This is a genomic window from Neisseria dentiae (assembly GCF_024580525.1).
Lineage (GTDB): Bacteria > Pseudomonadota > Gammaproteobacteria > Burkholderiales > Neisseriaceae > Neisseria > Neisseria dentiae_A.
In genome coordinates this window covers 52927-76749 of the sequence record NZ_JANIKQ010000010.1, presented here as the reverse complement: position 1 = coordinate 76749, position 23823 = coordinate 52927, and the positions used below count along the sequence as shown (strand labels likewise).

At 54.1% G+C, this 23823-nt stretch carries 21 protein-coding genes; 2 read left to right on the top strand and 19 right to left on the bottom strand.

The window, feature by feature from the left end; all coding sequences use genetic code 11:
- Positions 1 to 280 precede the first annotated feature (280 nt).
- Positions 281 to 2467 carry a calcium-binding protein gene (locus tag NQ012_RS07515; RefSeq protein WP_257066991.1) on the top strand — a complete coding sequence of 729 codons (2187 nt, stop codon included), beginning with the start codon at positions 281 to 283 and terminating at the stop codon, positions 2465 to 2467.
- Positions 2468 to 2628: 161 nt separating this feature from the next.
- Here the strand turns inward: NQ012_RS07515 and NQ012_RS07510 are convergent, their stop codons facing one another.
- The 3 genes from NQ012_RS07510 to NQ012_RS07500 form a co-directional block, all read right to left on the bottom strand.
- Positions 2629 to 3108 (bottom strand): DMP19 family protein, encoded by a 480-nt coding sequence (locus NQ012_RS07510; protein WP_257066990.1) that lies wholly within the window; start codon positions 3106 to 3108, stop codon positions 2629 to 2631.
- Positions 3109 to 3188: 80 nt separating this feature from the next.
- Positions 3189 to 4358, bottom strand: coding sequence for a lipopolysaccharide assembly protein LapB (lapB, locus tag NQ012_RS07505; RefSeq protein WP_257066989.1), 1170 nt, complete (start codon positions 4356 to 4358; stop codon positions 3189 to 3191).
- A 6-nt stretch (positions 4359 to 4364) separates the two neighbouring features.
- Positions 4365 to 4685, bottom strand: a complete 321-nt coding sequence (locus NQ012_RS07500) for a LapA family protein (protein WP_257066988.1) — start codon at positions 4683 to 4685, stop codon at positions 4365 to 4367.
- Positions 4686 to 4928: 243 nt separating this feature from the next.
- Between NQ012_RS07500 and NQ012_RS07495 the strand changes: the two genes are divergently transcribed.
- Positions 4929 to 5123 carry a zinc-finger domain-containing protein gene (locus NQ012_RS07495; protein WP_257066987.1) on the top strand — a complete coding sequence of 65 codons (195 nt, stop codon included), beginning with the start codon at positions 4929 to 4931 and terminating at the stop codon, positions 5121 to 5123.
- Between the two features lie 98 nt (positions 5124 to 5221).
- Here NQ012_RS07495 and NQ012_RS07490 read toward each other — a convergent pair whose 3' ends face one another.
- The 16 genes from NQ012_RS07490 to NQ012_RS07415 all read right to left on the bottom strand — a co-directional run bounded on the left by NQ012_RS07490 (position 5222) and on the right by NQ012_RS07415 (position 23807).
- Positions 5222 to 7393, bottom strand: a complete 2172-nt coding sequence (locus NQ012_RS07490) for a polysaccharide biosynthesis tyrosine autokinase (protein WP_257066986.1) — start codon at positions 7391 to 7393, stop codon at positions 5222 to 5224.
- 55 nt (positions 7394 to 7448) lie between these two features.
- Entirely contained in the window at positions 7449 to 7889 is a 441-nt protein-coding gene (locus tag NQ012_RS07485; protein ID WP_257066985.1) for a low molecular weight protein-tyrosine-phosphatase, read from the bottom strand.
- 14 nt (positions 7890 to 7903) lie between these two features.
- Positions 7904 to 9034, bottom strand: a complete 1131-nt coding sequence (locus NQ012_RS07480; protein WP_257067012.1) for a polysaccharide export protein — start codon at positions 9032 to 9034, stop codon at positions 7904 to 7906.
- A gap of 61 nt (positions 9035 to 9095) precedes the next feature.
- Complete coding sequence (locus NQ012_RS07475; RefSeq protein WP_257066984.1) at positions 9096 to 11000, bottom strand: nucleoside-diphosphate sugar epimerase/dehydratase; 1905 nt, start codon at positions 10998 to 11000, stop codon at positions 9096 to 9098.
- Between the two features lie 104 nt (positions 11001 to 11104).
- Positions 11105 to 12280: a DegT/DnrJ/EryC1/StrS family aminotransferase gene (locus tag NQ012_RS07470; RefSeq protein WP_257066983.1), complete on the bottom strand. Its 1176-nt coding sequence runs from the start codon at positions 12278 to 12280 to the stop codon at positions 11105 to 11107.
- On the bottom strand, positions 12273 to 13055 hold the full coding sequence (locus NQ012_RS07465; protein WP_257066982.1) for a formyltransferase family protein: 783 nt from the start codon (positions 13053 to 13055) through the stop codon (positions 12273 to 12275). Before NQ012_RS07465 ends, NQ012_RS07470 begins: the two co-directional genes overlap by 8 nt.
- Positions 13056 to 13099: 44 nt before the next feature.
- Complete coding sequence (locus tag NQ012_RS07460; RefSeq protein WP_257066981.1) at positions 13100 to 13777, bottom strand: HAD family hydrolase; 678 nt, start codon at positions 13775 to 13777, stop codon at positions 13100 to 13102.
- Positions 13770 to 14732, bottom strand: coding sequence for an ATP-grasp domain-containing protein (locus tag NQ012_RS07455; RefSeq protein ID WP_257066980.1), 963 nt, complete (start codon positions 14730 to 14732; stop codon positions 13770 to 13772). The genes NQ012_RS07460 and NQ012_RS07455 overlap by 8 nt, the downstream gene beginning before the upstream one ends.
- Complete coding sequence (locus tag NQ012_RS07450; protein ID WP_257066979.1) at positions 14719 to 15336, bottom strand: sugar transferase; 618 nt, start codon at positions 15334 to 15336, stop codon at positions 14719 to 14721. The genes NQ012_RS07455 and NQ012_RS07450 overlap by 14 nt, the downstream gene beginning before the upstream one ends.
- Positions 15329 to 16504, bottom strand: a complete 1176-nt coding sequence (locus tag NQ012_RS07445) for a glycosyltransferase (RefSeq protein WP_257066978.1) — start codon at positions 16502 to 16504, stop codon at positions 15329 to 15331. Before NQ012_RS07445 ends, NQ012_RS07450 begins: the two co-directional genes overlap by 8 nt.
- A gap of 9 nt (positions 16505 to 16513) precedes the next feature.
- Positions 16514 to 17584 carry a glycosyltransferase family 4 protein gene (locus tag NQ012_RS07440; RefSeq protein ID WP_257066977.1) on the bottom strand — a complete coding sequence of 357 codons (1071 nt, stop codon included), beginning with the start codon at positions 17582 to 17584 and terminating at the stop codon, positions 16514 to 16516.
- Entirely contained in the window at positions 17581 to 18669 is a 1089-nt protein-coding gene (locus NQ012_RS07435; RefSeq protein WP_257066976.1) for a glycosyltransferase family 4 protein, read from the bottom strand. Before NQ012_RS07435 ends, NQ012_RS07440 begins: the two co-directional genes overlap by 4 nt.
- 7 nt (positions 18670 to 18676) lie before the next feature.
- Positions 18677 to 19972: an O-antigen ligase family protein gene (locus NQ012_RS07430; protein ID WP_257066975.1), complete on the bottom strand. Its 1296-nt coding sequence runs from the start codon at positions 19970 to 19972 to the stop codon at positions 18677 to 18679.
- A 1-nt stretch (position 19973) separates the two neighbouring features.
- Positions 19974 to 21155 carry a glycosyltransferase gene (locus NQ012_RS07425; protein ID WP_257066974.1) on the bottom strand — a complete coding sequence of 394 codons (1182 nt, stop codon included), beginning with the start codon at positions 21153 to 21155 and terminating at the stop codon, positions 19974 to 19976.
- Positions 21156 to 21192: 37 nt separating this feature from the next.
- Positions 21193 to 22611, bottom strand: a complete 1419-nt coding sequence (locus NQ012_RS07420) for a lipopolysaccharide biosynthesis protein (protein WP_257066973.1) — start codon at positions 22609 to 22611, stop codon at positions 21193 to 21195.
- A gap of 116 nt (positions 22612 to 22727) precedes the next feature.
- Positions 22728 to 23807 carry a DegT/DnrJ/EryC1/StrS family aminotransferase gene (locus NQ012_RS07415; RefSeq protein ID WP_257066972.1) on the bottom strand — a complete coding sequence of 360 codons (1080 nt, stop codon included), beginning with the start codon at positions 23805 to 23807 and terminating at the stop codon, positions 22728 to 22730.
- Between the last annotated feature and the right edge of the window lie 16 nt (positions 23808 to 23823).

Genomic DNA, 23823 nt, shown 5'->3' with positions numbered 1-23823 from the left:
GTTGGATTTTGTGTGTCCGAAACAACAAAATGTTTATACCAAATAAATATTTAATTTAAATAAAATTGAAATTACATAAATGCGAAAGGCTTATGCTATGGTGCTTATAGTTAATCTGTAAATACATCGTCATTTCAATAAGTTAAGTAAACTATTATTAAGATAAATTTACAAAGGCAAATCTTTTTACCTTTTTTGAAAAGGTATAAGATGATTTTGACGTTATAAAGTTAACGTTATCCCTGTGATTAATAATGTTTTAATATTAAGGAGAGAAATCATGGATACCAATACAGTAGTTGTGAACGGCACCCCGAACGACGACGTACTTTACGGCAGTTTGGGCCGTACCGTTATCTACGGCAACGGCGGTAACGACACTATTTACGGTTTGTCGGGCTTGGATACCATGTATGGCGGAGAAGGCAACGACACGTTCCATATCGCGGGAAGCGGCGACACCATTATTGAAGAATCCGGTCAAGGCTCCGACACCGTGTACAGCAGCGTCAGCTATACCGCGCCCAGAAACGTTGAGAATCTGGTGTTAACCGGCGATGCCCGCATCAACGGTACCGGCAACAACAGCGACAATACCATCACCGGCAACGACAACTACAACCGCTTAAACGGCGGCCGCGGCAACGACACCATTTACGGTAACGGCGGCGAAGACACCATCGACGGCGGCGAAGGCGACGACAAACTCTACGGCGGCGCTGACCGCGACAACATCTTCGGCGGTGCGGGTAACGACCTGCTCGACGGCGGCACCGGTAAAGACGTGATGCGCGGCCAGACCGGCGACGACGTTTACCACGTTGATAACGTTGACGACACCGTTATCGAAGAAACGGGCGAAGGCACCGACATCATTTACAGCAGCGTCAGCTACACCGCATCGCGCAATGTAGAAAACCTGGTGTTAACCGGCGACGCCCGTATCAACGGTACCGGCAACAACAGCGACAATACCATCACCGGCAACGACAACTACAACCGCTTAAACGGCGGCCGCGGCAACGACACCATTTACGGTAACGGCGGCGAAGACACCATCGACGGCGGCGAAGGCGACGACAAACTCTACGGCGGCGCTGACCGCGACAACATCTTCGGCGGTGCGGGTAACGACCTGCTCGACGGCGGCACCGGTAAAGACGTGATGCGCGGCCAGACCGGAGACGACGTTTACTACGTTGATAACGTTGACGACACCGTTATCGAAGAAGCGGGCGAAGGCACCGACATCATTTACAGCAGCGTCAGCTACACCGCATCGCGCAATGTAGAAAACCTGGTGTTAACCGGCAGCGCCCGCATCAACGGCACTGGCAACAACAGCGACAACACCATCACCGGCAACGACAACTACAACCGCTTAAACGGCGGCCGCGGCAACGATACCATCTACGGTAACGGCGGCGAAGACACCATCGACGGCGGCGAAGGCGACGACAACCTCTACGGCGGTGCCGACCGCGACCATATCTTCGGCGGCACCGGTAACGACTATATCGACGGTGGCACCGGCAACGATTTGTTGCGCGGCCAAGCCGGTAACGACACCTATTATTTCGCCCAAGGCTACGGTCATGACGTGGTGCGCGATACCGAGGGCAGCAACATCGTCCGTTTCGGCAGCGGCATTACGGTTGACGATATTACCGTGCGCGAAGAGGGTGCCAATTGGGTGATTACGCTGAAAGAAACCGGCGACACCTTAACCCTTGAAAACCAAACCCAAGCCGGTGAAGCCGCAGCGGAGTTTGTGTTTGACAGCGGCAGCGTAAGCAGCGCTGCTTTGGCAGAAACATTCGGCCTTGTTCCCGCTGCTTCAGGGTTGGTGTTGAATGACGATTATCTGTCTGTTACGTTTGATTATAACAATGAAGGATTTGCTTATTTTTCTGTGTTGGATAACGACAGCACCTCTTCGGGAAATGGTTTAACGCTGCTTAATGCAGAAGTGGTTTCTGGTAACGCCGAGATTTACTTTGATGAGAAAGGTATTGGTTATTGGACTAACTTCGAGCAAGCCGGTGATCACGAGGTGGTGATCGAATACACGGCAACCGACGGCATTGAAACCGGCACGGCAAAAGTGTATTTAAGCGCTTTCAATGATTTTGACAGCTTCTATCATCCTGATTACGGCTATCCCGACGCTTATCTGTACAGCGGTGATTTAGGCTCTACCACCATTTTGCCGGCATCTACCGAAGGCAGCGTGTTAACCGTTCACAGTGCCAATCTGCCTGCGGCGGAAAGCAGCACGGCAGCCGTTTCCGACGGCCTGTTGGAAAGCAACGGCGCACAAGTGCTTGAAAACGGCTTGGCCGCCTTGTCCGACGGTTCGCAAGCCGTTGCGGGCGCTGGTATCGGTATGGCAGACACCGCCGCCTATGCCGCCAACGAAACGGTTTTCTACACCGAAGATACCGTGCAGAATGCCGCCGTTATTTAAGCAGTAAGATTCTGCCTGTAACAGGTTGAAACGAAAGGCCGTCTGAAAATATTTTTCAGACGGCCTGAATCTTTTGCCAAATTCATACTGGCATAAGGAATGCTTCCGTTATGTCCGGGCCAAGCCCGGGTGTGGCAAAAATATTCTCAAATTGTGCCGGTTTATTGCGCCGGCGGTACAAATTTTTGCCAATTGGTGCGCACATATTCTGCGGCGGCGGCGATGTCTTCGTCGGCGGCATCGTAGTAGGCTCCGTCCAACTCTTCAAACATATCGAAACGGGCGCGGATGGCGTCGGGCGGAGTGTCTTCATCGGCGAGCCATTCGATGGCGCTGCCGTGCTGAGCATAGAGGGCTTTGGCCTGGTCGATGATTTTCGGGGTGGGTTTGATGCGCCAGCGGCGCAGGCTGTCGGCGAGCGGATTCATGAAGATATATTCGCCGTAACCGGCGGCAATCAGTTGCACGAAGCCGCCTTCCTGCACTTGGCTGTCGAGATAGCAATAGGCCAGCAGGGTGTGCTGTTCGTCGTTGAGTGTTTCGATGCCGTGCGCTTCGCTGTGTTCGAGGTAGGCGGAAGCGAGGGCGTAGAGGAATGCGGCGGCGTCTTGCGGGTCGAAGTCGGCGGGGTTGACGGTCATGGCGGTGTGTTCCGGCGGTGAAAGAAGGGTGTCGGAAGTTTTTCAGACGGCCTGACTGTGCGGCGGGGCCGTCTGAAAGTCTATACTTCGATGCGGTTGGGGGTGAAGGTTTCCCATTTGTTGCACGCAGGGCAGTGCCAGAAGAAGACTTGCGATTTGAAATGGCAGTTGCGGCAGCGGTACATCACGGCTTTTTGCAGCTGGCGGCCGATGATGGCGCGCATCATGTCGGCGTCGGCTTTCCATTCGGGAGGCAGGCCGCTCAATTGCAGGCCGAGCAGGCGGTAAACGCCGTTGAGGTCGGGCTTTTTGCGCACCAAGTCTGCGGCGGTTTGGTTGGCGGCGGCTTCGCCGTTGAGTAGCAGCGATTTGTCGTAAATCACGTTGATCAGGTCGAGTTGCGGAAAGGTGTGCATATAGCCGATGAGCACGCTCAAGCCTTCCTGCGGTTTGCCCTGCGCGTCGTAGGCGTCGTAGAGCCGTTCGCCGACCATGCTCAGGTAGGCGTGGTTTTGTTTTTCGATGGCGGTGTAGGCTTCGACGGCGGCGGCGTAGTGGCCTTGCTTTTGCTCGATGTCGCCCAAAATCATGTTGGCGCGGGTGCATTTTTTGTTGGCGTTCAAGGCGTTGTGCACATGGCGGCGGGCGGTATCGAAATCGGACTGGAATAGTGCGGCCTGCGCCAGCTCGCAATAGAATTGGGCGATTTCGAATTGGTAGGTTTGTTCGTCGTGGCTTAACAGCTGCGCCGTTTCGATGGCTTTTTCCCAGTCGCGGTCTTGCTGGTAGATGCTCAGCAGCACTTGGCGGGCTTCTTTGGCCATGTTGCCGTTTTGCAGGCCGGTGAAAATCTGCTCGGCGCGGTCGACCAGGCCGGCGCTTTGGTAGTTCAGGCCCAGCTCGAACAGCACACGTTCGCGTTTGTCGCCCACGGTGTCGGGCGAATCGAGCAGGGCTTGGTGCATATTGATGGCTTTGTCGTTTTCGCCGCGCTGGCGGTAGAGTTTGCCCAGTGTGAGGTTCAAGTCGTAAGACTGCGGCTGCTGGTCGATCACTTCGGCCAGTTCGCGCGCGGCTTTGCCGCTGTTGCGGTCAACGAGGGCATCGAGGCTTTTATAAAAGCCGCCGGGTACGGTTTTGGCCTGTTTGAGCACGGTTTTCATATCGACGCGTGCGGCGAACCAGCCCATTGCGAAGAAAACCGGCAGCAGGATAATCGGCAGCAGCAGTATCCAGATTTCGTTTTCCATGCGGGTTTATTCCTTGCGTTCGAGCGGGGCGGGCGCGGGGTTTTGCGGCTGCGGCACGGCCAAATCGGCGGCGGCGGTGCGGGCGGATTTTTTCACTTCGGCGCGCAGGCGGTTGTTTTCGCTGCGCAGGGCCAGCAGGCGGCCGAAGAGTGCGAAAATGCCGAACACCGAGCCGATAACGAAGGCACCGAACAATACCAAAATCAGCGGCACGTCCACGCTTTGCGCGGGCAGATAGAAAAACTGTACGCTTTGCGTGTTGCTGACGGCGAGAATTAAAAATATCAATAAGATGATGATTTTGATGATGGTGTAGAAGATTTTCATCTCATGCTCCGTATTGCAAAGGGCCGGGCCGTCTGAAAGGCGCGGAAACCCGAAGTTTAAACGATTTGCTTTGTTATAGCGAAAAAAACTTTAGCCCGCTCCGGTGAGGTGAAGTTACGGCGGAAATAAGTTTTTCTGTTGCAGGATACGCCCGCCTGCCGCCCGCAGCACTTTTCAACACTGCGGCCTTGTCGTAATATCTGCCGTTGAGAATATTAAACGGTTTTTCGCAAAGGAAAAAACATGACCGACCAAAACGCTGTCATCACGATCACAATCACCCCGCATGATTTGCCGCTGCATTGCTCCGGCCCGCAAAACGAAACGTGGAACGGCCACCCGCGCGTGTTTCTGCCCATTCAGTCGAACAGCACCATAGAGTGCCCGTATTGCGGTGCGGTGTATCAATTGGTGGGCGAGGCAAAAGGACATCATTAAAAAAGCAAAGCGGCAAACGCAAGTTTTGCATATATTTGGAGCTAATCCGAACGATAAGGCCGTCTGAAACGTTTTCAGACGGCCTTGATGTTTGCGGGTTATTTTTTATCGGCCTTGCGCGTATAGGTAGCATAATAGCCGTAACCGCTGCGGCCTTCGCTGCGCATGCCGTTGAGTATTACGCCGCTGACCTTGATGTTGCTTTGGGCCAGACGGTTGGCGCTGATATCGAGTTCGCGGGCGGAGGTGGCGTTGTAGCGCGTTACCAAGAGCGTGGTGCCCGCTTGTTGACCGACAATGTTGGCATCGGTTACCGACAGCACCGGCGGAGTGTCGATAACCACATAATCATAACGCTGGCGGGCACGGCTCAACAGTGTGGCGAGACGGCCGTCGAGCAGCAGCTCCGACGGATTTTCGGGCAGGGGGCCGTGGCCGATAAAGCTCAGATTGGGGATTTCGGTTTCCTGCACGGCCTGGCCGGGGGAGAGTTTGCCTTCGAGAATGTCGGACAGGCCTTTTTCAGAGTCGACGGCAAACAGTTCGTTGAGATAGCCTTTGCGCATATCGGCATCAATCAGCAGCACTTTTTTACCCGATTGCGCCATCACGGTGGCCAGATTGGCGGCCACGAACGATTTGCCCACGTTGGGCGAAGTGCCGGTAATCATCAGGATATTGTTTTTGGCATCTATCATCGAGAAATAGATGTTGGTGCGCAGGGCGCGCAGGGCTTCCACTGCGGCGTCGGTGGGCGCTTCCACGCCCAACAGGTAGTTGGCGCGGTTGCCTGAAAACGATTTGAGCTTGCTGCGCAGGGTGTCGCGCTTACTCTGCGCTTTGGAAAGCGGAATAATCGCGGCGACATCCATGCCCATCGCTTCGATTTCCTCGGGCTTGGTGATGCCGTGGCGCAGGGCGGAGCGCAGCAGGAACCAGCCTGCGGTCAATACGCCTGCGGTCATGGCGGCCAAGAGGGTAATCACGGCTTTGCGCGGGGCAACGGGTTTTTCGGGCACGTCGGCGTAGTCAACAATCCACACGTTACCCTGGGTGCTGGCCTTCATGATGTTGAGTTCCTGCTGCTTGGCCAACAGTTGGGTGTAGGTGGTTTGGTTGGTTTCCACGTCGCGGGTCAGGCGGATAACTTCCTGCTGGGTGTTGGGCAGCTCGGCGATTTGTTGGTTGATTCTGCTTTTGGCTTTTTCGAGCACGGCCAGTTTGTCGAGCACGGCTTTATAGGTGGGGTGCTCTTGGGTGTAGAGTTCGGCCAGCCCGGCTTCTTCGGTGCGCAGGTTGGTAATCTGGGTTTCGATGTTTACCAAGCTCTCGAGCGCGCCTTTCGATTCGACGGGAATATCGAGCGAGCCGCTTTTTTTGCGGTATTCGTTTAATTTGTTTTCGGCTTCCTGCAATGTGGCTTTCAGGCGCGGCAGTTCGTCGCTGATAAAGGCCAAGCCGCTGGCGGCCACCTGAACGTCGCGGTTGATGTTTTGGTTGACGTAGTTATCGGCGATGCTGTTCAGGATTTTGGTGATTTTGTCCGGCTCGGTGCCTTTGTAGGCCAAGTTGATAATCGGGCTGGTTTTGCCTTTGCTCGATACGGTCAGGTTTTGCTTGAGGTTTTCGATCGCGCTGAGTTTGGAATGTTTCACCAGCGTAAAGCGTTGGCCGTCGTCGGCCAGAATCTGGTTGACCTGAAGCGTGGTTTGCGGGCTGAGTTTCAGCGCCTGGCCGACTTTGCCGTTGAGCGTGCGCCCGTCGGGCAGCTCGACGGTGTAGCTTTTGTTGTTTTGGGCGGTAAGCACGAATGCTTCGTTAAGCCAGTCCGGCTCCACATCAAACGTGTGGATTTTCAGCTCGGGTTCGGTGTCGCTGCTGAGGTTGTGCACCAGGCTGCCGACAATGGGGAAATATTTCGGCGTAACGGTTTGGGCAAGTTGCAGGTCGTCGACGGTTTTGCCCAGCACCAGCCGCGACTGCGCCAGCTCCAGTTCGCCTTCAAACGTGAGGTTGCTGTTTTCGGGCGAGAACAGGTTGCTGATTTCGGTCAGAATCTGGTTTTGCTTGGTTTCGATTTCCAGCATGGCGTCGGCGCGGTAAACGGGGGTGGCGGCCAGGCTGTAGAGCGCGCCCAAAAAGCCGCCGGCCAAAACGGCGATGGCAATCGGGTATTTATAGTGGAGCAGGTTGCGCAGCTGCTGGCCTACGTCGATTTCGCCGCCGCTGTTTTGCGGCGGGTGCGGATATTGTGGGTATTGTTTTGCCATGTTCGGAAATTCCTTTTCATTTCTATTTTTTCGTTGTGGGTTTGACCGGCCGGTATTAAGGCCGAACCATCAGCTTGAACGCCCATTGTTCGGCGGCATCGTCAATCTGGCGGTAAACCGTTTCAAACACTTCGTCGGTTTGCCCGTAGGGGTCGGGTATGCTTTTTTTGGGCAGCCATTGGCCGAACAGCATGGTTTTGCTGCGTGCTGCGGGCAGTACGTCGGCCACGCTGTCGATATGCCGGGGTTCCATCACCAAAATCAAATCGGCTTCTTCGCACATGGCGGCCGTTAATTGGCGGGCGGTATGGCCGGCGACAACCACGCTGCGGCGCAGGGCGGTGCGTATGGCCTGCAGGTCGGCATCTTTGCCCACCAGTGCCCTCAATCCCGCCGACGACACTTGCAGATGGGGCATTTTCTGCTGCAACAGCCGCTCGGCGGTGGGCGAGCGGCAGATATTGCCTATGCACACGATTAAAATCTTCTGATACATTTGGCCGAGATCGGTTAGTTGCCGCCGAAAATATTGTCGATGTAGTAAATGTTGCTGATCGATGGGGTAACTTGCGAAACGACGCGGTTCCAGCGGGCAACCGGCGCGGCGGTAACATATACCACGTCGTTGGCGCGCAGTTTGAAGCGGTTGGCCATGGCGTAGGCCGAGGCATCTTTCAGGTTAAGCTGGTAAACGTGTATGGGTTTTTCGCGGTCGGCCGGCACGTTGCGGATAACGAACACGCCCGAGGCGTTGGCGGTTACCTGGTTCATGCCGCCCGCGTTGCCCAATGCCTGGGTGAGGGTCAGGCCGTAGTTGCCCAACGGCAGGGAGGTTTGTTTGCCGACTTCGCCCATCACATGGATGCGGCTGTTTTCGTTGGTGGGCACATAGATGACGTCACCGCCGCGCAAGAGCAGATTCTGCGACAAATCGCCGTATTGGCGGATATCTTGCAGCGAAATGGTGCGCTCTACGCCGTTTTGCGTCCATTTGATGTTGTTGGTGTCGGCATTGCCGGCGGCGCCGCCGGCTTGGTCGATAACGTCAAGCAGGGTGAGCGGCACGTTGGTCAGCGGGAACTGGCCGGGTTTGCCTACGGCGCCGGATACGGAAACGCGTTGCGAACGGAATTCTGCCACGTTCACCGAAACCTGCGGGTTTTTGATATAGCGTTTCAGGCGGGCGGTGAGTATGGATTGCAACTCGGGCAGGGTTTTGCCGCGTGCGTAGATTTTGCCGGCCAGCGGGTAGGACAGATAGCCGGATTCGTCAACCCAAGCACCGTTGCTCACCTGTTTGCTGTCGGGGCTGAGGCTGTCGGTGGCGGGGGTGTTCAGGTCGGGGTGGTGCCAAACCAAGATGTTCAGCACGTCGCCGCTGCCGATGCGGTAGCGGTAGTCGGCTTTTTGACGGTCGAGCGCGGGGTTGCTCAGGGCGCGGCGCGGCGCTTCTTCCATGCGGTCGAGCAGGCCGGGGGTAATCGGATGGATGCTGACGCGGTTGCTGATGTTGGTGTCGGAGCGGCTTTCGCCTTCTTCGTAGACCACGGTTTTATTGTAGGTGGGCAGGCCGGAGCCGGGGATAACGGTACAGCCTGCGAAAGCGAGCAATGATAAGCTGATGGCAGAGAGTTTCGGGATATTCACGTTTTATCTTCCATTGGTGAAAAGGTTGTTGAGGCCGTCTGAAAAGAATAGTGTTTCAGACGGCCTTGCGGTTCTGCAACCACACTAAATCGCAGATATCGTCTTTGGGTGCAAAGCCGGTGGGCGCTTCCAATAAGAGTTGCCGCAGCGCCATTTGGTTCATTTGCTTACATGCTGAATCCATACGGTTAAGTATGTCGGATAATACTTCCCACGGCAGCATTACTTCGCTGGCGGTCATAATGCGGGGATGAGTGGTCTTCTGCACTTCGTCGCCGATTAACAATTCTTCATATAATTTTTCGCCCGGGCGCAGGCCGGTGATTTTGATTTCGATGTCGCCGTCGGGGTTTTGGTCGTCTTTCACCTCCAAACCGCTCAGGCGGATCATCTGTTTGGCCAGATCAATGATTTTCACCGACTCGCCCATGTCAAGTACGAACACGTCGCCGCCTTTGCCCATCGCGCCCGCCTGAATCACCAGCTGTGCGGCTTCGGGAATGGTCATGAAGTAGCGGGTGATGTCGCCGTGGGTGAGGGTGATGGGGCCGCCGGCGGCGATTTGTTTTTCAAACACGGGCACCACCGAGCCGGAAGAGCCGAGCACGTTGCCGAAGCGCACCATGCAGAAGCGGGTTTGCTGGCCGGGTTCGGCGGCCAATGCCTGCAAACACAACTCGGCCATGCGTTTGCTTGCGCCCATGGTGTTGGTGGGGCGCACGGCTTTGTCGGTGGAAATCAAAACAAAGGTTTCCACGCCCGCATCAACGGCGGCCTGCGCGCAGAAGAGCGTGCCGTACACATTGTTGCGCACGCCTTCGATGGTGTTGAATTCGACCATCGGCACGTGTTTGTAGGCGGCGGCGTGATACACGGTTTGCACGCCGTAGGCCTTCATGATGCTGAAGAGGCGGTTGCGGTGCTGCACCGAGCCGAGCAGCGGCACCACTTCGATATTCATGCCCGGGGCCGCCTGAAATTCGTTCAGTTCTTTGTCGATGCTGTAAAGCGAAAATTCCGATAATTCAAACAGCAGCAGCTTGGCGGGGCGGTAGCGGATAATCTGGCGGCACAGCTCGGAGCCGATGGAACCGCCCGCGCCGGTTACCAGCACCACTTTGCCGGAAATGTCGGCGCTCATCAGCTCGGGGCGCGGGGCGACGGGGTCGCGGCCGAGCAAGTCCACCACCGACACTTTTTTCAGCGAACTGATGCTGATTTTGCCGTCGACCAAATCCTTCATGCCGGGAATCGCCAGCACTTCGCACGGCAGGGCTTTGAGGCGCTCGATAATCAGTTTGCGCTGTTCCTGCGAGGCGCTGGGAATGGCCAGCAGGATTTTTTCCACGCCGTAGCGTTTGATTAAGTCTTCGATTTCAGACGGCCTGTAAACGGGCAGGTCGTAAATGGTGGTGCGCTGGATGGCGGTGTTGTCGTCCACAAACGCCACGGCGTTGTATTCGTTTACCTGCTTGATGGCTTCGAGCAGTTGGCGGCCCGACTGCCCCGCACCGTAGATAATCACGGGTGCCATTTGTTTGCGGTGGCTGCGGTCGGTGAGAACGGCTTTCAAAATGATGCGCGAACTGGTCACCAGCACCACCAGCATCAGGAAATACACCACCGGCAAGGCCAGCCGCAGCCGCTGTTCGAACAGCAGCACGCTGAATAGGAAAATAAACGCCGAGGCCACGCAGCCGAGCACGGCGGTGCTGAGAATGCGGGTGCTTACATAGCGGGTAACGGCGCGGTAGAGACCCAGCCGTACAAACAGCAAGATGGTCAGTACGGCGGTGGAGGCGAACGCCAGCCAGTTGGCAAAGCTGCCCCATTCGTTGAAATAGTTGGCTTTCAGGCTTTGGGCGAACCAAAAAGCCACAAAAATCACCAGGGTATCGTGGATAACGAAAAAGGTTTTTTTCACATTGCGGGGCAATGCAAGTAAGGTTTCCAAGTTCATCGTTTTATTATCCGGTTGTTATTGTTTTGGAAAAGCGTATTCTCGATCGGGATAACAGTGTTTTTTCAGACGGCCTTCAGAAGGCCGGAGCCGTCTGAAAACTTTCATGCGGTTGCTTCTGCGAGCACTTCTTGTATGTTTTTGCAGCAAAACGCCATTTCTTCGGGCGTGATGGTCGGGTGCACCAAAAACATCAGGCTGGTGTCGCCCAGTTCGACGGCGTTTTTCAACCGCTCTTTAGGCCGCCACGGCGTGTTGTCGAAAGCTTTTTCCAAATACACTTCCGAGCAGCTGCCTTGGTAGCAGGGCACTTTGCGTTCGGCCAAGGTTTCGACGATGCGGTCGCGGCTCCAGCCCGCTTTCAGGTTTTCCGGTTTCACAAACGCATAAAATTTATATTGCGCGTGTTCGATATAGTCGGGCACGTTTACCAAGCGGATGCAGGCAAACGGTTTGAGCACCGCTTCGAGTTGCGCGGCGTTGGCTTGGCGTTTGGCCGTCCAATCGCTCATGCGCTTGAGCTGGATGCGGCCGATAACCGCCTGCATCTCCATCATGCGCCAGTTGGTGCCGAAGCTCTCGTGCAGCCAGCGGAAACCGGGCGGATGTTGGCGGTTGTACACCGCATCGTAGCTTTTGCCGTGGTCTTTATACGACCACATTTTCGACCACAAATCTTTATCGTTGGTGGTAACCATGCCGCCTTCGCCGCCGGTGGTCATGATTTTGTCTTGGCAGAACGACCATGCGCCGACGTGGCCGATGGAGCCGACGGGCCTGCCCTTGTATTTGGCGCCGTGCGCTTGGGCGCAGTCTTCGATAACCCACAGTTTGTGCTTTTCGGCCAGCGCCATGATGCCGTCCATTTCGGCGGGCATACCGGCCAAGTGCACCACGATGATGGCTTTGGTGTTCGGCGTTAAGGCCGCCTGAACGGTTTCGGCGGAAATATTCTGGCTGTTCAAATCCACATCGGCGAACACGGGGTTGGCGCCGGCGGTTACGATGGCGGAGGCGGAGGCGAGAAACGTGCGCGAGGTAACAATCACGTCGTCGCCCGCGCCGATGCCCATCGCTTTGAGGGCAACGTCGAGCGCCAGCGTGCCGTTGCCCAGTGCAACGGCGTATTCGGTGCCGGCGAATTCGGCAAATTCTTTTTCAAACTCGCGGCATTCGGTGCCTGTCCAGTAGTTCACTTTGTTAGACAGTAAAACGCGCGAAACGGCGTCGGCCTCTTCTTGGGTGAAGCTGGGCCACGGGGCGATAGAAGTGTTAAGCATCGGCTGATCCTGCAAAAAGGCTGGTGGAATCTTTGGGGGCGACTTCTTCCAAAATGCGGCGGTCGACCAAGGTGTATTTCTGACCGTTGATTTCGACGTAGGCGCCGTCGTAGGGGGGGAACCAGAACGCGCGGATTTTTCTGCCCACGTCGTCGCCGGGGCGGATTTCTTTCATGGCTTCCATTTCGGCGCGGCTGGTGTATTCGCCGCCGATATTCGGGAAGGTGGGCAGTTTGGCTTCGCTCTCAACCGCCTGCATAATCAGGCGTTTGGCAAAACCGTCGAGCACCTGCATCGATTCGCGTTCGAGCGATTGCGCGGTGGCGGTGTCGGGGTCCATCGCAAAGCGCACCACTTCGATTAAATCACCGGTGTCGATGGAATCGTCGATATAGTGGGCGGAGATACCCCATTCGGAGAGGCCGTCCATAATCGCCAGGTTATAGCCGCCCGTGCCTTTGTATTCGGGCAGGATGGCAGGGTGGAAGTTGATGGTGCCGCGCGGGGGCACGGTTAAAAATTCGTCGCGCAGTTTGCGCCAATACAATACCGATAAGCCCAAATCGTATTTCAGACGGCCTTCACGCATGGCTTCGAGCGCAGTGTCGAAGGTGTAGAGCGGCAGCCCCAAACGTTTGGCCGCCGCCGTGGTGGGCGAGCCTTGCAGATGGCTGTCGGTTAATACGCCGACGATTTCGATGCCGCTTTGGGAGGATAGAAATTCCAAGAGGCCGGCGGAAACTTTTTTCCGTCCCATAAAGAGAATTCTGGTCATCGTGCAATCCTTTTTGCTTGAAAGGTGAATTTTAAAATTGAGGTTTAGGTGTTTATTAAACTTGCCAAGCCGTCGATACTGCTCAACCAGAGTGCGGGCTGGTGGGCGGCATCGAAATCCTGCGGGCGGTAGCGGTGGATATTATGAGCCTGCGGCAGGATGCCGATGGTTAGCCAACCCAAACGGTTGGGGGCAAGGAAGTCTTTTTTTATATTGTCGCCCACATAAATGCAGGTTTTGCCGGGATAGGCCACTTGTATTGCACAGAAGCGTTTTTCATCGGGCTTCTCGGATCGGCAGGCTTCCGAAATCAATAGTTGGTCGAAAGCATCAAGCAGTCCCAGTGCTTTGAGTTTCTGACGCTGGGTGAAGCTGCGGCCGTCTGAAACCAATACACGGGAGGCAAACGGGCGCATCAGTTGCTTTAGTTTCTCAGACGGTATATAGCCGGTTAAGTTCGGTGTGTGCAGCCGGTATAACCACAAAAGTGATTGTTTTTCATCATTGTTAAATCCGCACGCTGCACAAATCTGTTCGAGCCAGCTGCTGCTTTCGGGATCGATTTGCGCCAGCAGGCCGTCTGAAGTGTGCTGCGGGTAGAGTGCGGCAATATGGCGGCACACGGCTTGAATACCCGAAAGTTTGTAGTGGTATTCGGCATACAGGGTGTCGTCCAAATCCAGCACCAACACAGATTCGGCAGGGACGATACGCTTATTCATGAACCAATACTTTCGCGTCGTAGCGCAGCATAATCAGGTTGTTTTCCCATTCGTCGAAAAACGGGATTTTTTCGCCGTAGAGGTATTCGCGTATCAGCCAACCGGGATAGTTGCCGCCGGCGGCATAGGTGAGCGGGAAGCCGCCGCCGAAGCGCGGGTTGATTTCGATACCGTAAACTGTGTCGTCTTTGCAGAAGAATTGGGCGGTAATGCAGCCGCGCGCGCCGTCGAGGTGCGACATTTTGTCGGTTAACAGCGCGTAGAGAGCGTTGCGGCGGGTGGCGCCTTTGCTCACTTCGCCGGAGCGCACTTCCAAGCGTTCGCGCGGCACGCAGCATTTCAGACGGCCTGCACGGTCGTAATACAAATCGACGGTGAATTCGGTGAATTCGTTGGTGATGTCGATGTATTGGCAGAAGATGATTTTCGGGTCTTTGAGCATGTCGTAAGACAAATCTTCGGCGGTGTGGATATATTTCGCACCAATGCTGCGGCTGCCGTCGTAGGGTTTGGCAAAGCAGGGGAAGGTGAGGTTTTCGCGCTCGTAGATTTCGGGTGTGGCGATGTCGCAGCGGTTGAAAAGGCTGGCGGTGAAACGCTTGTCGCGGCAGATGGTCACCAGCTCCGAATCGGAAACGATGATGTGGATGCCCGCTTCTTCAAAACGGCGGCGCGCGTCGGCGAGTTTTTGCAGCTCGGTGTCGATGGTGGGGATAATCAGGCCGATGTTTTGCTCGACCGCCAGATCGAAAATGCTGTCGATATAGTTTTCGGCGGAAATCGGCGGCACGCTGAACGCGCCGTCGGCCACATGGCAGGCGGGCGACATACAGGGGTTCAGGTCGGTGGCCAGCACCTTGATGCCGTCTGAAAACTTGGCGGCTTCGGCTTGGAAGTCCTGCACAAGCTCTACGCGGCGGCCGGCAGATAAAATAAGGATGTTATTTTTCATCATGGTCTTGGTTTCCAGTGAAGTAAGGCATGGTGGCTTCGCCTTCGGCAGAAATTCCTTCCCGCACGAATACCTTTTTGATGGTTAAGAATAAAATTTTGATATCCAGCCAAAAGCTGTAGTTGTCGATATACCAGACATCATATTTGAATTTTTCGTCCCACGAAATCGCATTGCGCCCGTTTACCTGCGCCCAGCCGGTAACACCGGGCTTCATTTCGTGGCGGCGGTATTGGAATGCGTTATACAGCGGCAGATAATGCATCAGCAGCGGGCGGGGACCGACCAGGCTCATGTCGCCTTTGAGCACGTTCCACAATTCGGGCAGTTCGTCGAGACTGGTGGCGCGCAGTTTTCTGCCGAACGGGGTGAGCCGTTCGCTGTCGGGCAGCGGGTTGCCGTTTGCATCAACGGCATCGCGCATGGAGCGGAATTTAATCATTTTGAACGGTTTGCCGCCCAGTCCCGGCCGCTCTTGGGTGAAAAACACGGGCGAGCCGAGGTTTTTGCGGATAAGGTAAACCAACACCAAAAACACGGGCGACAGAATAATCAGGCCGGCTGCCGAGGCGGTAATGTCGAAAAGGCGTTTTATGATTTTATTCATGGCCTAGGCTTTCAATAAGGTTGGCGATTTTCCGGTAGGATACATCGCGTTTGAAACGGCGGATAATTTCTTCTGAACGGGCGGGTTGGTTTTTTTGCTGCAAAATGCGTTTGGCTGCGGCTGTAAAACTTTCCACATTGCCTGAGCTGTAGTCGGCATGGGGAACTAGCTGCAATACTTCGGCCACTTCGCTGTTGACCTGGCTGTTCAGAATCGGTTTTTGCAAAGCCATGTAGTCGGACAGTTTGTTGGTGATGGAGGCCGATGAGTGGGCGTGTATGGGATTGACGGCAATATCGCAACTTTTTGCTACCGACATCATTTCAGAGTAGGGAATATAACCGTAAAAACAAATTGATTCATCAGCGTATTGTTTTAATGTTTGTAAATTAGGGCCGCCGCCCATTATGTGCAGCTCGACTTTTTCTCCTGCGGCGGCAAGCTGTCGGATGCCTTGGCATACGGTTTGCATATCGTAGCTGAAACTGAGGGTGCCCAAATAGAAAAAACGGGTAACACCGGTGTTGTCAAACACCTTGGCGGGGGCGTTTTCTAAGGTTTCGTAATCTGCACCGATGTAAACTACTTCACCCGGAACGTTCGGGTTGGCTGCTTTGGCACGGTCAAGATAGGTTTGCGATACGGCAACCAAACCGTCGGCATAACGGTAGGCGGTATCGGCGCGGCCGGAAAACGGCAGCAGTTTGGGCGGTATTTTTTTTAAAAACGGCAGCACGGCTGAAAATGATTCGGGCCAAACGTCTTGCACATCTATGATTAACTTATAGCCCAAACGCGCTTTATGTTTGCCCAAGAGAATGTTGGTGGCAATAAACGGGTAGGCCGAATACACGATGTCTTGTTCGCCGGGGCGGCATTGTTCCAGCCATTTTTCGAAGTGTTTCACGAACACATGATGGCTTTGCACGCGCTTGAGCGATACATTTTTAGTGTAGCCGCTTTCGTTGAGCAGCATCACTTTCAGACGGCCTTTGGAAGCGGCTGCGGCATCTTCAGGCCGTCTGAAAGATTTGTCGTAATGTTTGAAATTGCTGGTAATCAATAAAACATCGTGCTGCTGCGACAACAGTTCGGCAAGATACCAAAAACGGTTGAAGTGCGGCTCGGAGGGCAGGGAGCAATAGGGGGCGACAATGGTAATCTTCATTATCGGGCCTCACATACGGTATGCCGCCATGGTGGCGCGGTAGATTTCTTCATCGGAACACAGGGCTTCAACGTGTTGCCTGAGGGCTTTGCCCATTTGTGTGCGCAAGGCTTTGTCGTGAACCAGTTTTTCAACGGCATCGGCAAATTTTTCTTGGTCGCGCAAGGGGGTGCAGAAGCCCGTTTCACCGTTAATAATCATTTCGGGAATGCCGATAACGCCGTAGCTGACCACGGCGGTTTCATACATTCCGGCTTCTAAAATATTGTTGCCCACGCCTGCGCCGTGATCGCCGTCGCAGTTGAGTGTATTAACCAGAATATCGATTTCTTTGAAATAGGCGTTTAAATCCCGTATGCCGCCGAGAAAAGTAACTTTGTCGGCAATGCCTAAGCGGTGTGCCTGTTGTTTCAGGTTGTCGGTTTCTTCGCCGATGCCGGCGATGTTCAGGCGCACATTCAATCCCCTGTCGGTTAAAATTTTGAACACATCAAGTGTTAAATCTACTGCGCGCACTTTGTCCAGGCGCGACAAAGTGCCGATCATCACATGGTCGCGTTCGGATTTTTGCGGGGCAGCGGCCAGCTTGGGCAGGGCATTGTAGGTGTAGGTGATACGCGAAGCAGGAAACCCGTGGCGGATAAGTTTGGCCTGCTCGTGTTTGCAGTTGCCGATGATATACACGCCGAGTTTGTCGAACAGCCTGGCAATTCTCGGATAGGTTTCGGGGTCGAGGCCGCGGGCGTGGTAGAACACTTTGGTTTTCGGAGAAACCAACTTGGCGGCAACGGCGCAGGCGGGAACAATACGCGCCATCTGGCAGTGCACGATGTCGGGCTTTTCCTGCCTGAGCAGTTTGGCGTAGGCCAATGCGCCTTTCAGGTAACCGGCTTTTCCGCTTTGGTAAAAATCGATATTGCGCCAAGAGATGCCCAAATCTTTGGCATCTTTCACCAAGGGGCCGTCTGAAGAGGCTAAAATAACATTGTGGCCGTGTTCGTGAAGTAAACGGGCCAAACGAAAGGTGGCGTTTTCCGTGCCGCCCAAGCCGCTCATGGAAGAGGTTAGAATGATTTTCATCGGTTATTCTCCATTTTGTAGGCAGCCATAGTGGTGCGGTAGATTTCTTCGTCGGAACAGAGTGAAACAACACGGTTGTGTAGCGCGTTGCCCATTTCAACCCGTAAATCAGGGTTGAGAACCAGCGCTTCTACTGCTTCAACGAAAGCATGGCTGTCGCCGGTGGGGATGCAGTAGCCGGTTTCCCCGCTTACCACGATTTCCGATACGCCCGACATATTGTAGGTTACAACCGGTGTGTTATAGAGCGCGGCTTCCAAAACATTGTTGCCCACGCCGGCACCGTAGTCGCCCTGAAAAAACGGTGTGCTGACCAATATATCGACTTCTCTGAAAAAAGCGGTCAGATCGTGGATGCCGCCGAGAAAGGTAACTTTATCGGCAATGCCCAAACGCCCGGCTTGAGTCTTCAGGTTATCGGCTTCCTCACCGTTTCCGGCAACCAAAAGTTTGACGGGCAGGTTGCGTTCGCTGGTTAGGGTTTTGAAAATGTCCAGCATCAGATGTACGGCGCGGTGTTTGTCGAGGCGTGACAAAGTGCCTAACACCACATAATCTTTAACGGTTTTTTCCGGCACGGATTCTACTTTGTGCAAGGCGTTATAAGTGTAAGTGATGCGGTTTGCCGGAAAGCCGTAACGAATGATTTTGTCGCGCTCGGTTTTGCAGTTGGCAATAATGTTTACGCCGAGCTTGCTGAATAATGAAGTGATTTTCGGATAGGTTTCTGCGTGCAGGCCGCGGGCATGGTAAAACACCTTGGTTTTCGGAGAAGCCAGTTTGGCCGCGATGGCGCAGGCGGGCACGATGCGGGCCATTTGGCAGTGGATGATGTCGGGCTGTTCATGTTTGAGCATTTTGGCGAATGCCCACATACTTTTCAGATAGCCGGTTTTGCCGCCGCTGTAAAAATCAATGTCGTACCAGTTGATGCCCAAACCTCGGGCACGCTCTATCAAAGGGCCGTTTGAAGAGGCCAACACAACAGGATGGCCGTATTGGCGCAACAGCCGGCCTAAGCGGAAAGTGGCGTTTTCTGTGCCGCCCAAACCGCTCATCGAAGTGGCTAAAACAATTTTCTTCATAATATTATTATCTGCGTGATACGGAGTAGGGTTGGTATGTGTATTGTGGTGCACGGGCAGGAGTGGCACGGTAAACCGTGTCGAGTAAAATCAACATGCAGGGCAGCCAAATAAAAGGCAAACGCAAAATCGAAGAGGGAATAAAGCCACCCACTAAAAAAATCACCATGCAGAACAAACCGAAAAAACGTTGCCTGTTGTTTAAGCGGGCAGCAATCAGCGCTACGGTGTAAGCCAGCACATAAGCGATAAATGCCAAAAGTGACACGATGCCGAAGCCCAAATACAGCTCGATGATGAAGCTGTGGGGGTTGTTGAAGCCCAAACTGCCGCTGAGGTTGCCGCCAAAATATTCTTGAAAGTTTTTGGGGCCGTATCCGGTTATCAGGAAAGGCGGGTTGTTCCAGAAAAAGTTATAAATTTCCTGCCGGTAAGATACGGAATTGTCGCTTTCCAAATCGAATAAAAACAAATAAAGACGCGATGAAATGTTTTCTAAAAACGGATTGCCGTAAAGTGACAGCAAAAATTCTTTCACCCATTGGGTGGGAATGGAATACACACCGATAGCCACCAAAAAAACAGCAACCAACGTTACCAAGGCGTTGCCGCGATACATCAGGGTGCCTAAAAACAGCAGCACATAAAGCATAGTGGCCGTGCGTGAGGCGCTGATGATGATGATAAAACCTAAAAGCAGAAACAGCAGCCAGCCCGTTACGATGTCTTTGTTTGAGTTACTTTGCAGGTTGAAAAAAAACATCACGGCAGGGGCAAAGCACAAGGCAGTTGTGCCTAAGTTGTTAGGGTTAAAGAATAAACCTTTGATGATTCCGGATTCGAGCGTGATGATTTCATCGCCTCTCACAAACTGTATGCCCAAAAGCAGCTCGAAAACGGGCGGCACACAGATAAGCAAAATCATCACCAAAAGCAGCCTGCGTATGAATTGAAGCCTGTTTGGATGGTGCAGCAAAATAGATTGCAGCAGATAGAAAAAGCAGGGAACCGTTATAAAAAACGTTAAATCCGCATAATTGGATGTAGCGAGTGAAGAGATAAAAAAGTGCATTGAAGCCCAAGCGGCCATCACGGTCAGGCTGAGCAGCATAAAGGCAACAGTGCCGTTGAAGCGCTTGTTTTCAAAAAATGCAATCAGCAGCGTACCGAACACAAATACCATCGACAGTGGATTGTCGATACGCGGAATACCTGCCAAAGATGCCAGCATGGGTCCCGCCATATAGGCGAAAAGCATGCCGTATAGCATAAAAATATAAAGATTCTGGCTTTTGATTTTCATATTAACCACCTGCTGAAACTGAGTCGGCCGATAAAACACGGCGGTATTCTTCGGTGATTCGCGACACAACACTTTTTTCGCTGAACTCTTCCAGGCAGTTGTTTCGGAGTGTTGCCGTATCGTAACGGTTGCGGTTTTCATAGATATCAACTAAAGCCTGAGTGAGTGCCTGCACATTTTCTTTAGGCACCAGCAAGCCGTTTTCAGGTGTAACGATTGATTCAGGGCCGCCGCAGCGGGTGGCAATAACCGGCAAACCTTGTGACAGAGCTTCGATATAAACCACACCGAAAGTTTCATTGCGGCTGGCCAACACAAAAGCATCAGACCGCCGCATCAAGGCCAATACTTCATCATACTTTAATGCACCGAGAAAGGTTACGGCATTTTGCAGGCCGAGCTGTTCGGCTTGGGCGTGCAGATCCGCATCGGCCATACCCGTGCCGCCGATTTCCAGCTTGAGATTGGGGTGGGTTTTCAGGGCTTCGGCAAAAGCAGGCAGCAGAATATCGAAACCTTTATTGAAATTCAGGTGGGCAACCGAGCAGAAAGTAAAATTGCCGTTGTGCGGTTTTTCGGCAAGATTGAAAGGTTCGGCGGCTTTGGCCGATAACATATTGGGAATATATTTCCAATCCAATCCCCGGTATTCGGAATGTAACAGTTCGCAAAAATGTTTGCTGACGGCAATACGGGAAGCGCAGGCAGCGGCGGAACGGTGCATACCATCCCATTGCCAATCATGAATCAGTTTGCGCGCATAAGTTGAGCTGTGCTCGGTAATCACATAGGGAATGCCGGTTTCGCTGTGGATTTCATAAGCAAGTATACCGCCGAAGTTCATGGCATGAGCGTGGATAATATCCGGGCGGCCATAATCACGCACATAACGTTCAAACAGTTTTTTGCCCGCCTTAACCCAGCGGGTGCGGTCCAGCGGCTGGCGCGGAAAGAAATACATACTTTTATACACATAAGTGGGTATTTCTTCTTCAATATAACTGCGGATGCCGTAGCCGCCGGTAAAAATGGTTTTGGTGTGGCGCAGCGAGCGGAAAAGCGGAGCAATCACCCCCACTTGCAAGCCGGAACGCTGCAAAGCCTGCGCCTGTTGGCGGAAGAAAATACCGTCCACATCCTCGGGGGTGGCGGGATACCAAGAAGGAATGATTAAAACGTGCATAGAACGTTACCTTGTTATTATTAAATTGTGCCGGCGGCTATTTTTTCAGACGGCCTTTAACTTTTGCCGCCAAAGAGCCGATGGTGGCACGGTGTTTCCAATACAGCGCGACCAATGCAGCCAGCCACATCAGGGCGAAAATATAATAATTGCCGCTGTTGCCGCCATAAGTGTAAGCCACGCATACAGCCAAACAGGCAAAGGTGGTGCCGTAGAGTTTGGCGCGCGGCAGCGGCAGCCACAGGCGGGCCGAAGCCTCGCTTTTCAATGCCGAAAACGCCCAAAATGAAACAGCATTGGCAATGGCCGCACCTTTGGCGCCCAATGCGGGCACCAGCACATATAAAAGCACGGCGTTCACCAGCAGGGCAGTTACCGAAAACACCGTAATCAGCCAGGTTTTTTTGCTCACGTTGATGCCGATGCCGGTTACCTCGGTTAAGGTGTAAAGCAGCGGAAACAGCATACTCGAGAGCAGGATAAACTGCACCGGCGCATATTTATCGGGCAGTATCCAAGCCACCAGCGGCGAAAAAATTCCCACAATACAGATAAGCGCAGCGATCAGGTCGGTCATCGATTCGGTGATACCGCCGATTTTATCCAAGTTGGTGTTTTCTTTCACCCATCTGAACACCATTGGCGCCCAGATAACCGAAAAAATATTTTGAAAAATCAATGCAATAGCGCCGAAGCTCACTGCCATCGAATACACGCCCAGCTCCGACAGCCCCGCCAGCTCTTTCAGTAGAAAGCGGTCTATCGAGGTAAAGCCCCAATAAGCCAGCCCGCCCAAAGCCAGCGGCACGCCGTAGCGCAGGCTTTCCTGCAGCTGCGGCATGGAAAACGGCGCAGCGGCGGCGGCTTTCAGCTCGCGGCGAGTCTGCCAAAGTAAAGCACTGATGGTGATAACTTGCGCCAACACATAGGCCGATATCAGCGTGAGCGTGTCGGTGGGCAGGCCGGCGGCCACATAAACCAGCACAAACACCAAAATCAAGGCCTTGGGCGACAGTTGGCCGAGCGAGAAAGCGAAAGCCTTATCCTGCATCCGCAAAATCAGCAGCAGATAACGCGAAAACACCGCACCGGCCAAAAACATCAAACACAGCAGCCCCAAAACGCCGTTGCTGATTTCCAATATCATTTCAGACGGCCAGGCCGCGCACCACAATGCCAAGCCGCCGCAAAGGGTTAAGGTGATGAGCAGCGGCAGCGAAAGAATGGTTTTCAGCAAAGCCGCTTTGTTTTCGGCGGCATGGTATTCGCGCACATACGACTGATCCAAGCCCAAGCCTGCCACGGTGAGCATCAGAGCAGCAACGGTTTGCAGCAGCACCGTGCGGCCGATATCTTCGGCAGGGTAATACCAAGAAATCAGCGGCAGGGAAACGATTCCGATGGCGGCGCTGCCTAAGGGGCCGAGCGCGTAGCCCAATAATTTTCGTGCATTCATAAAATAACAGAAGCGTAGCCGGGCAACGCTTCTAAAGTTTTTCAGACGGCCTTCGCAACATCACAACGGTTGTGTTCCGAAGGCGCCTGCATATTTTTACAGGCCGTCTGAAACCATCAAACGGCTGCCTTGAGCGCTTCGGCCACTTGGCGCACCTGCGCTTCGGTTAAATACGGGTGCATGGGCAGGCTCATCACTTCTTCGGCAACTTTGTCGCCAACGGGCAGCACGGCATCGCTGGCCACAGCGGGCTGTTTGTTGAGCGGAATCGGATAATGCACGGCGGTGGGAATGCCTGCCTCTTTCAGCTTGGCCTGCACCGCGTCGCGGTTTTTCACACGCACGGTGTATTGCGCGTAGGCGCTGCGGTTGTGCGCTTCGATAAACGGCGCGGCGATGCCGGCTTCAGCAAGGGCGGCGGCATACATTCCGGCCACTTGCCCGCGCAGTTGCATTTCTTCTTCGAGTATCGCCAGTTTGGGCAGCAGAATGGCGGCCTGCAAGGTGTCGAGACGGCTGTTTACGCCCACGCGGATATGGTGGTAGCGGCGGTCTTGGCCGTGGCGGGCAATCTGGCGGATAACGGTTGCCAGCGCTTCGTCGTTGGTAAACACCGCGCCGCCGTCGCCGTAGCAGCCCAGCGGTTTGCTGGGGAAAAAGCTGGTGCAGGCGATGGTGGTGAGGTTGCAGGATTTGGTGCCTTTGTAGGTGGCGCCGAAACTTTGTGCCGCGTCTTCAATCACGGGCAGGTTGTGTTTGGCGGCGATTGCGTTAACGGCATCGAAATCGGCGCATTGGCCGTACAGCGAAACGGGGATAATCGCGCGGGTTTTATCGGTGATGGCCGCTTCGAGTTTGGTGGGGTCTATGTTGTAGGTGGATTCGATCACGTCCACATACACCGGTTTGGCGCCCAACAGCGCCACGGTTTCGGCGGTGGCGATGTAGGTGAAACCGGGGGTGATCACTTCGTCGCCCGGGCCGACGCCCAAGGCCATCAGCGCGATTTGCAGCGCATCGGTGCCGTTGGCCACGCTGATGCAGTATTTCGCGCCGCAGTAGGCTTTCAGCTGCTCTTCAAGCTCGGCCACTTCGGGGCCGAGAATATAGGCACCGTGGGCGAGCACTTTTTGAATGTTGGCATCAATTTGCGGTTTGATGCGCGCCTGTTGCGCGGCGAGATCAATGAACTGCATGGTGTTTGTCCTTTGC

Excerpts from the sequence above, each read along its gene's own strand:
- NQ012_RS07435 (WP_257066976.1), bottom strand. The coding sequence starts at position 18,669 with ATGAAGAAAATTGTTTTAGCCACTTCGATGAGCGGTTTGGGCGGCACA.
- NQ012_RS07450 (WP_257066979.1), bottom strand. The coding sequence starts at position 15,336 with ATGAATAAAATCATAAAACGCCTTTTCGACATTACCGCCTCGGCAGCC.
- NQ012_RS07495 (WP_257066987.1), top strand. The coding sequence starts at position 4,929 with ATGACCGACCAAAACGCTGTCATCACGATCACAATCACCCCGCATGAT.
- NQ012_RS07460 (WP_257066981.1), bottom strand. The coding sequence starts at position 13,777 with ATGAATAAGCGTATCGTCCCTGCCGAATCTGTGTTGGTGCTGGATTTG.
- NQ012_RS07430 (WP_257066975.1), bottom strand. The coding sequence starts at position 19,972 with ATGAAAATCAAAAGCCAGAATCTTTATATTTTTATGCTATACGGCATG.
- NQ012_RS07425 (WP_257066974.1), bottom strand. The coding sequence starts at position 21,155 with ATGCACGTTTTAATCATTCCTTCTTGGTATCCCGCCACCCCCGAGGAT.
- NQ012_RS07415 (WP_257066972.1), bottom strand. The coding sequence starts at position 23,807 with ATGCAGTTCATTGATCTCGCCGCGCAACAGGCGCGCATCAAACCGCAA.
- NQ012_RS07465 (WP_257066982.1), bottom strand. The coding sequence starts at position 13,055 with ATGACCAGAATTCTCTTTATGGGACGGAAAAAAGTTTCCGCCGGCCTC.
- NQ012_RS07485 (WP_257066985.1), bottom strand. The coding sequence starts at position 7,889 with ATGTATCAGAAGATTTTAATCGTGTGCATAGGCAATATCTGCCGCTCG.
- lapB (WP_257066989.1), bottom strand. The coding sequence starts at position 4,358 with ATGGAAAACGAAATCTGGATACTGCTGCTGCCGATTATCCTGCTGCCG.
- NQ012_RS07500 (WP_257066988.1), bottom strand. The coding sequence starts at position 4,685 with ATGAAAATCTTCTACACCATCATCAAAATCATCATCTTATTGATATTT.
- NQ012_RS07475 (WP_257066984.1), bottom strand. The coding sequence starts at position 11,000 with ATGAACTTGGAAACCTTACTTGCATTGCCCCGCAATGTGAAAAAAACC.
- NQ012_RS07420 (WP_257066973.1), bottom strand. The coding sequence starts at position 22,611 with ATGAATGCACGAAAATTATTGGGCTACGCGCTCGGCCCCTTAGGCAGC.
- NQ012_RS07440 (WP_257066977.1), bottom strand. The coding sequence starts at position 17,584 with ATGAAAATCATTCTAACCTCTTCCATGAGCGGCTTGGGCGGCACGGAA.
- NQ012_RS07515 (WP_257066991.1), top strand. The coding sequence starts at position 281 with ATGGATACCAATACAGTAGTTGTGAACGGCACCCCGAACGACGACGTA.
- NQ012_RS07470 (WP_257066983.1), bottom strand. The coding sequence starts at position 12,280 with ATGCTTAACACTTCTATCGCCCCGTGGCCCAGCTTCACCCAAGAAGAG.
- NQ012_RS07490 (WP_257066986.1), bottom strand. The coding sequence starts at position 7,393 with ATGGCAAAACAATACCCACAATATCCGCACCCGCCGCAAAACAGCGGC.
- NQ012_RS07455 (WP_257066980.1), bottom strand. The coding sequence starts at position 14,732 with ATGATGAAAAATAACATCCTTATTTTATCTGCCGGCCGCCGCGTAGAG.
- NQ012_RS07445 (WP_257066978.1), bottom strand. The coding sequence starts at position 16,504 with ATGAAGATTACCATTGTCGCCCCCTATTGCTCCCTGCCCTCCGAGCCG.
- NQ012_RS07510 (WP_257066990.1), bottom strand. The coding sequence starts at position 3,108 with ATGACCGTCAACCCCGCCGACTTCGACCCGCAAGACGCCGCCGCATTC.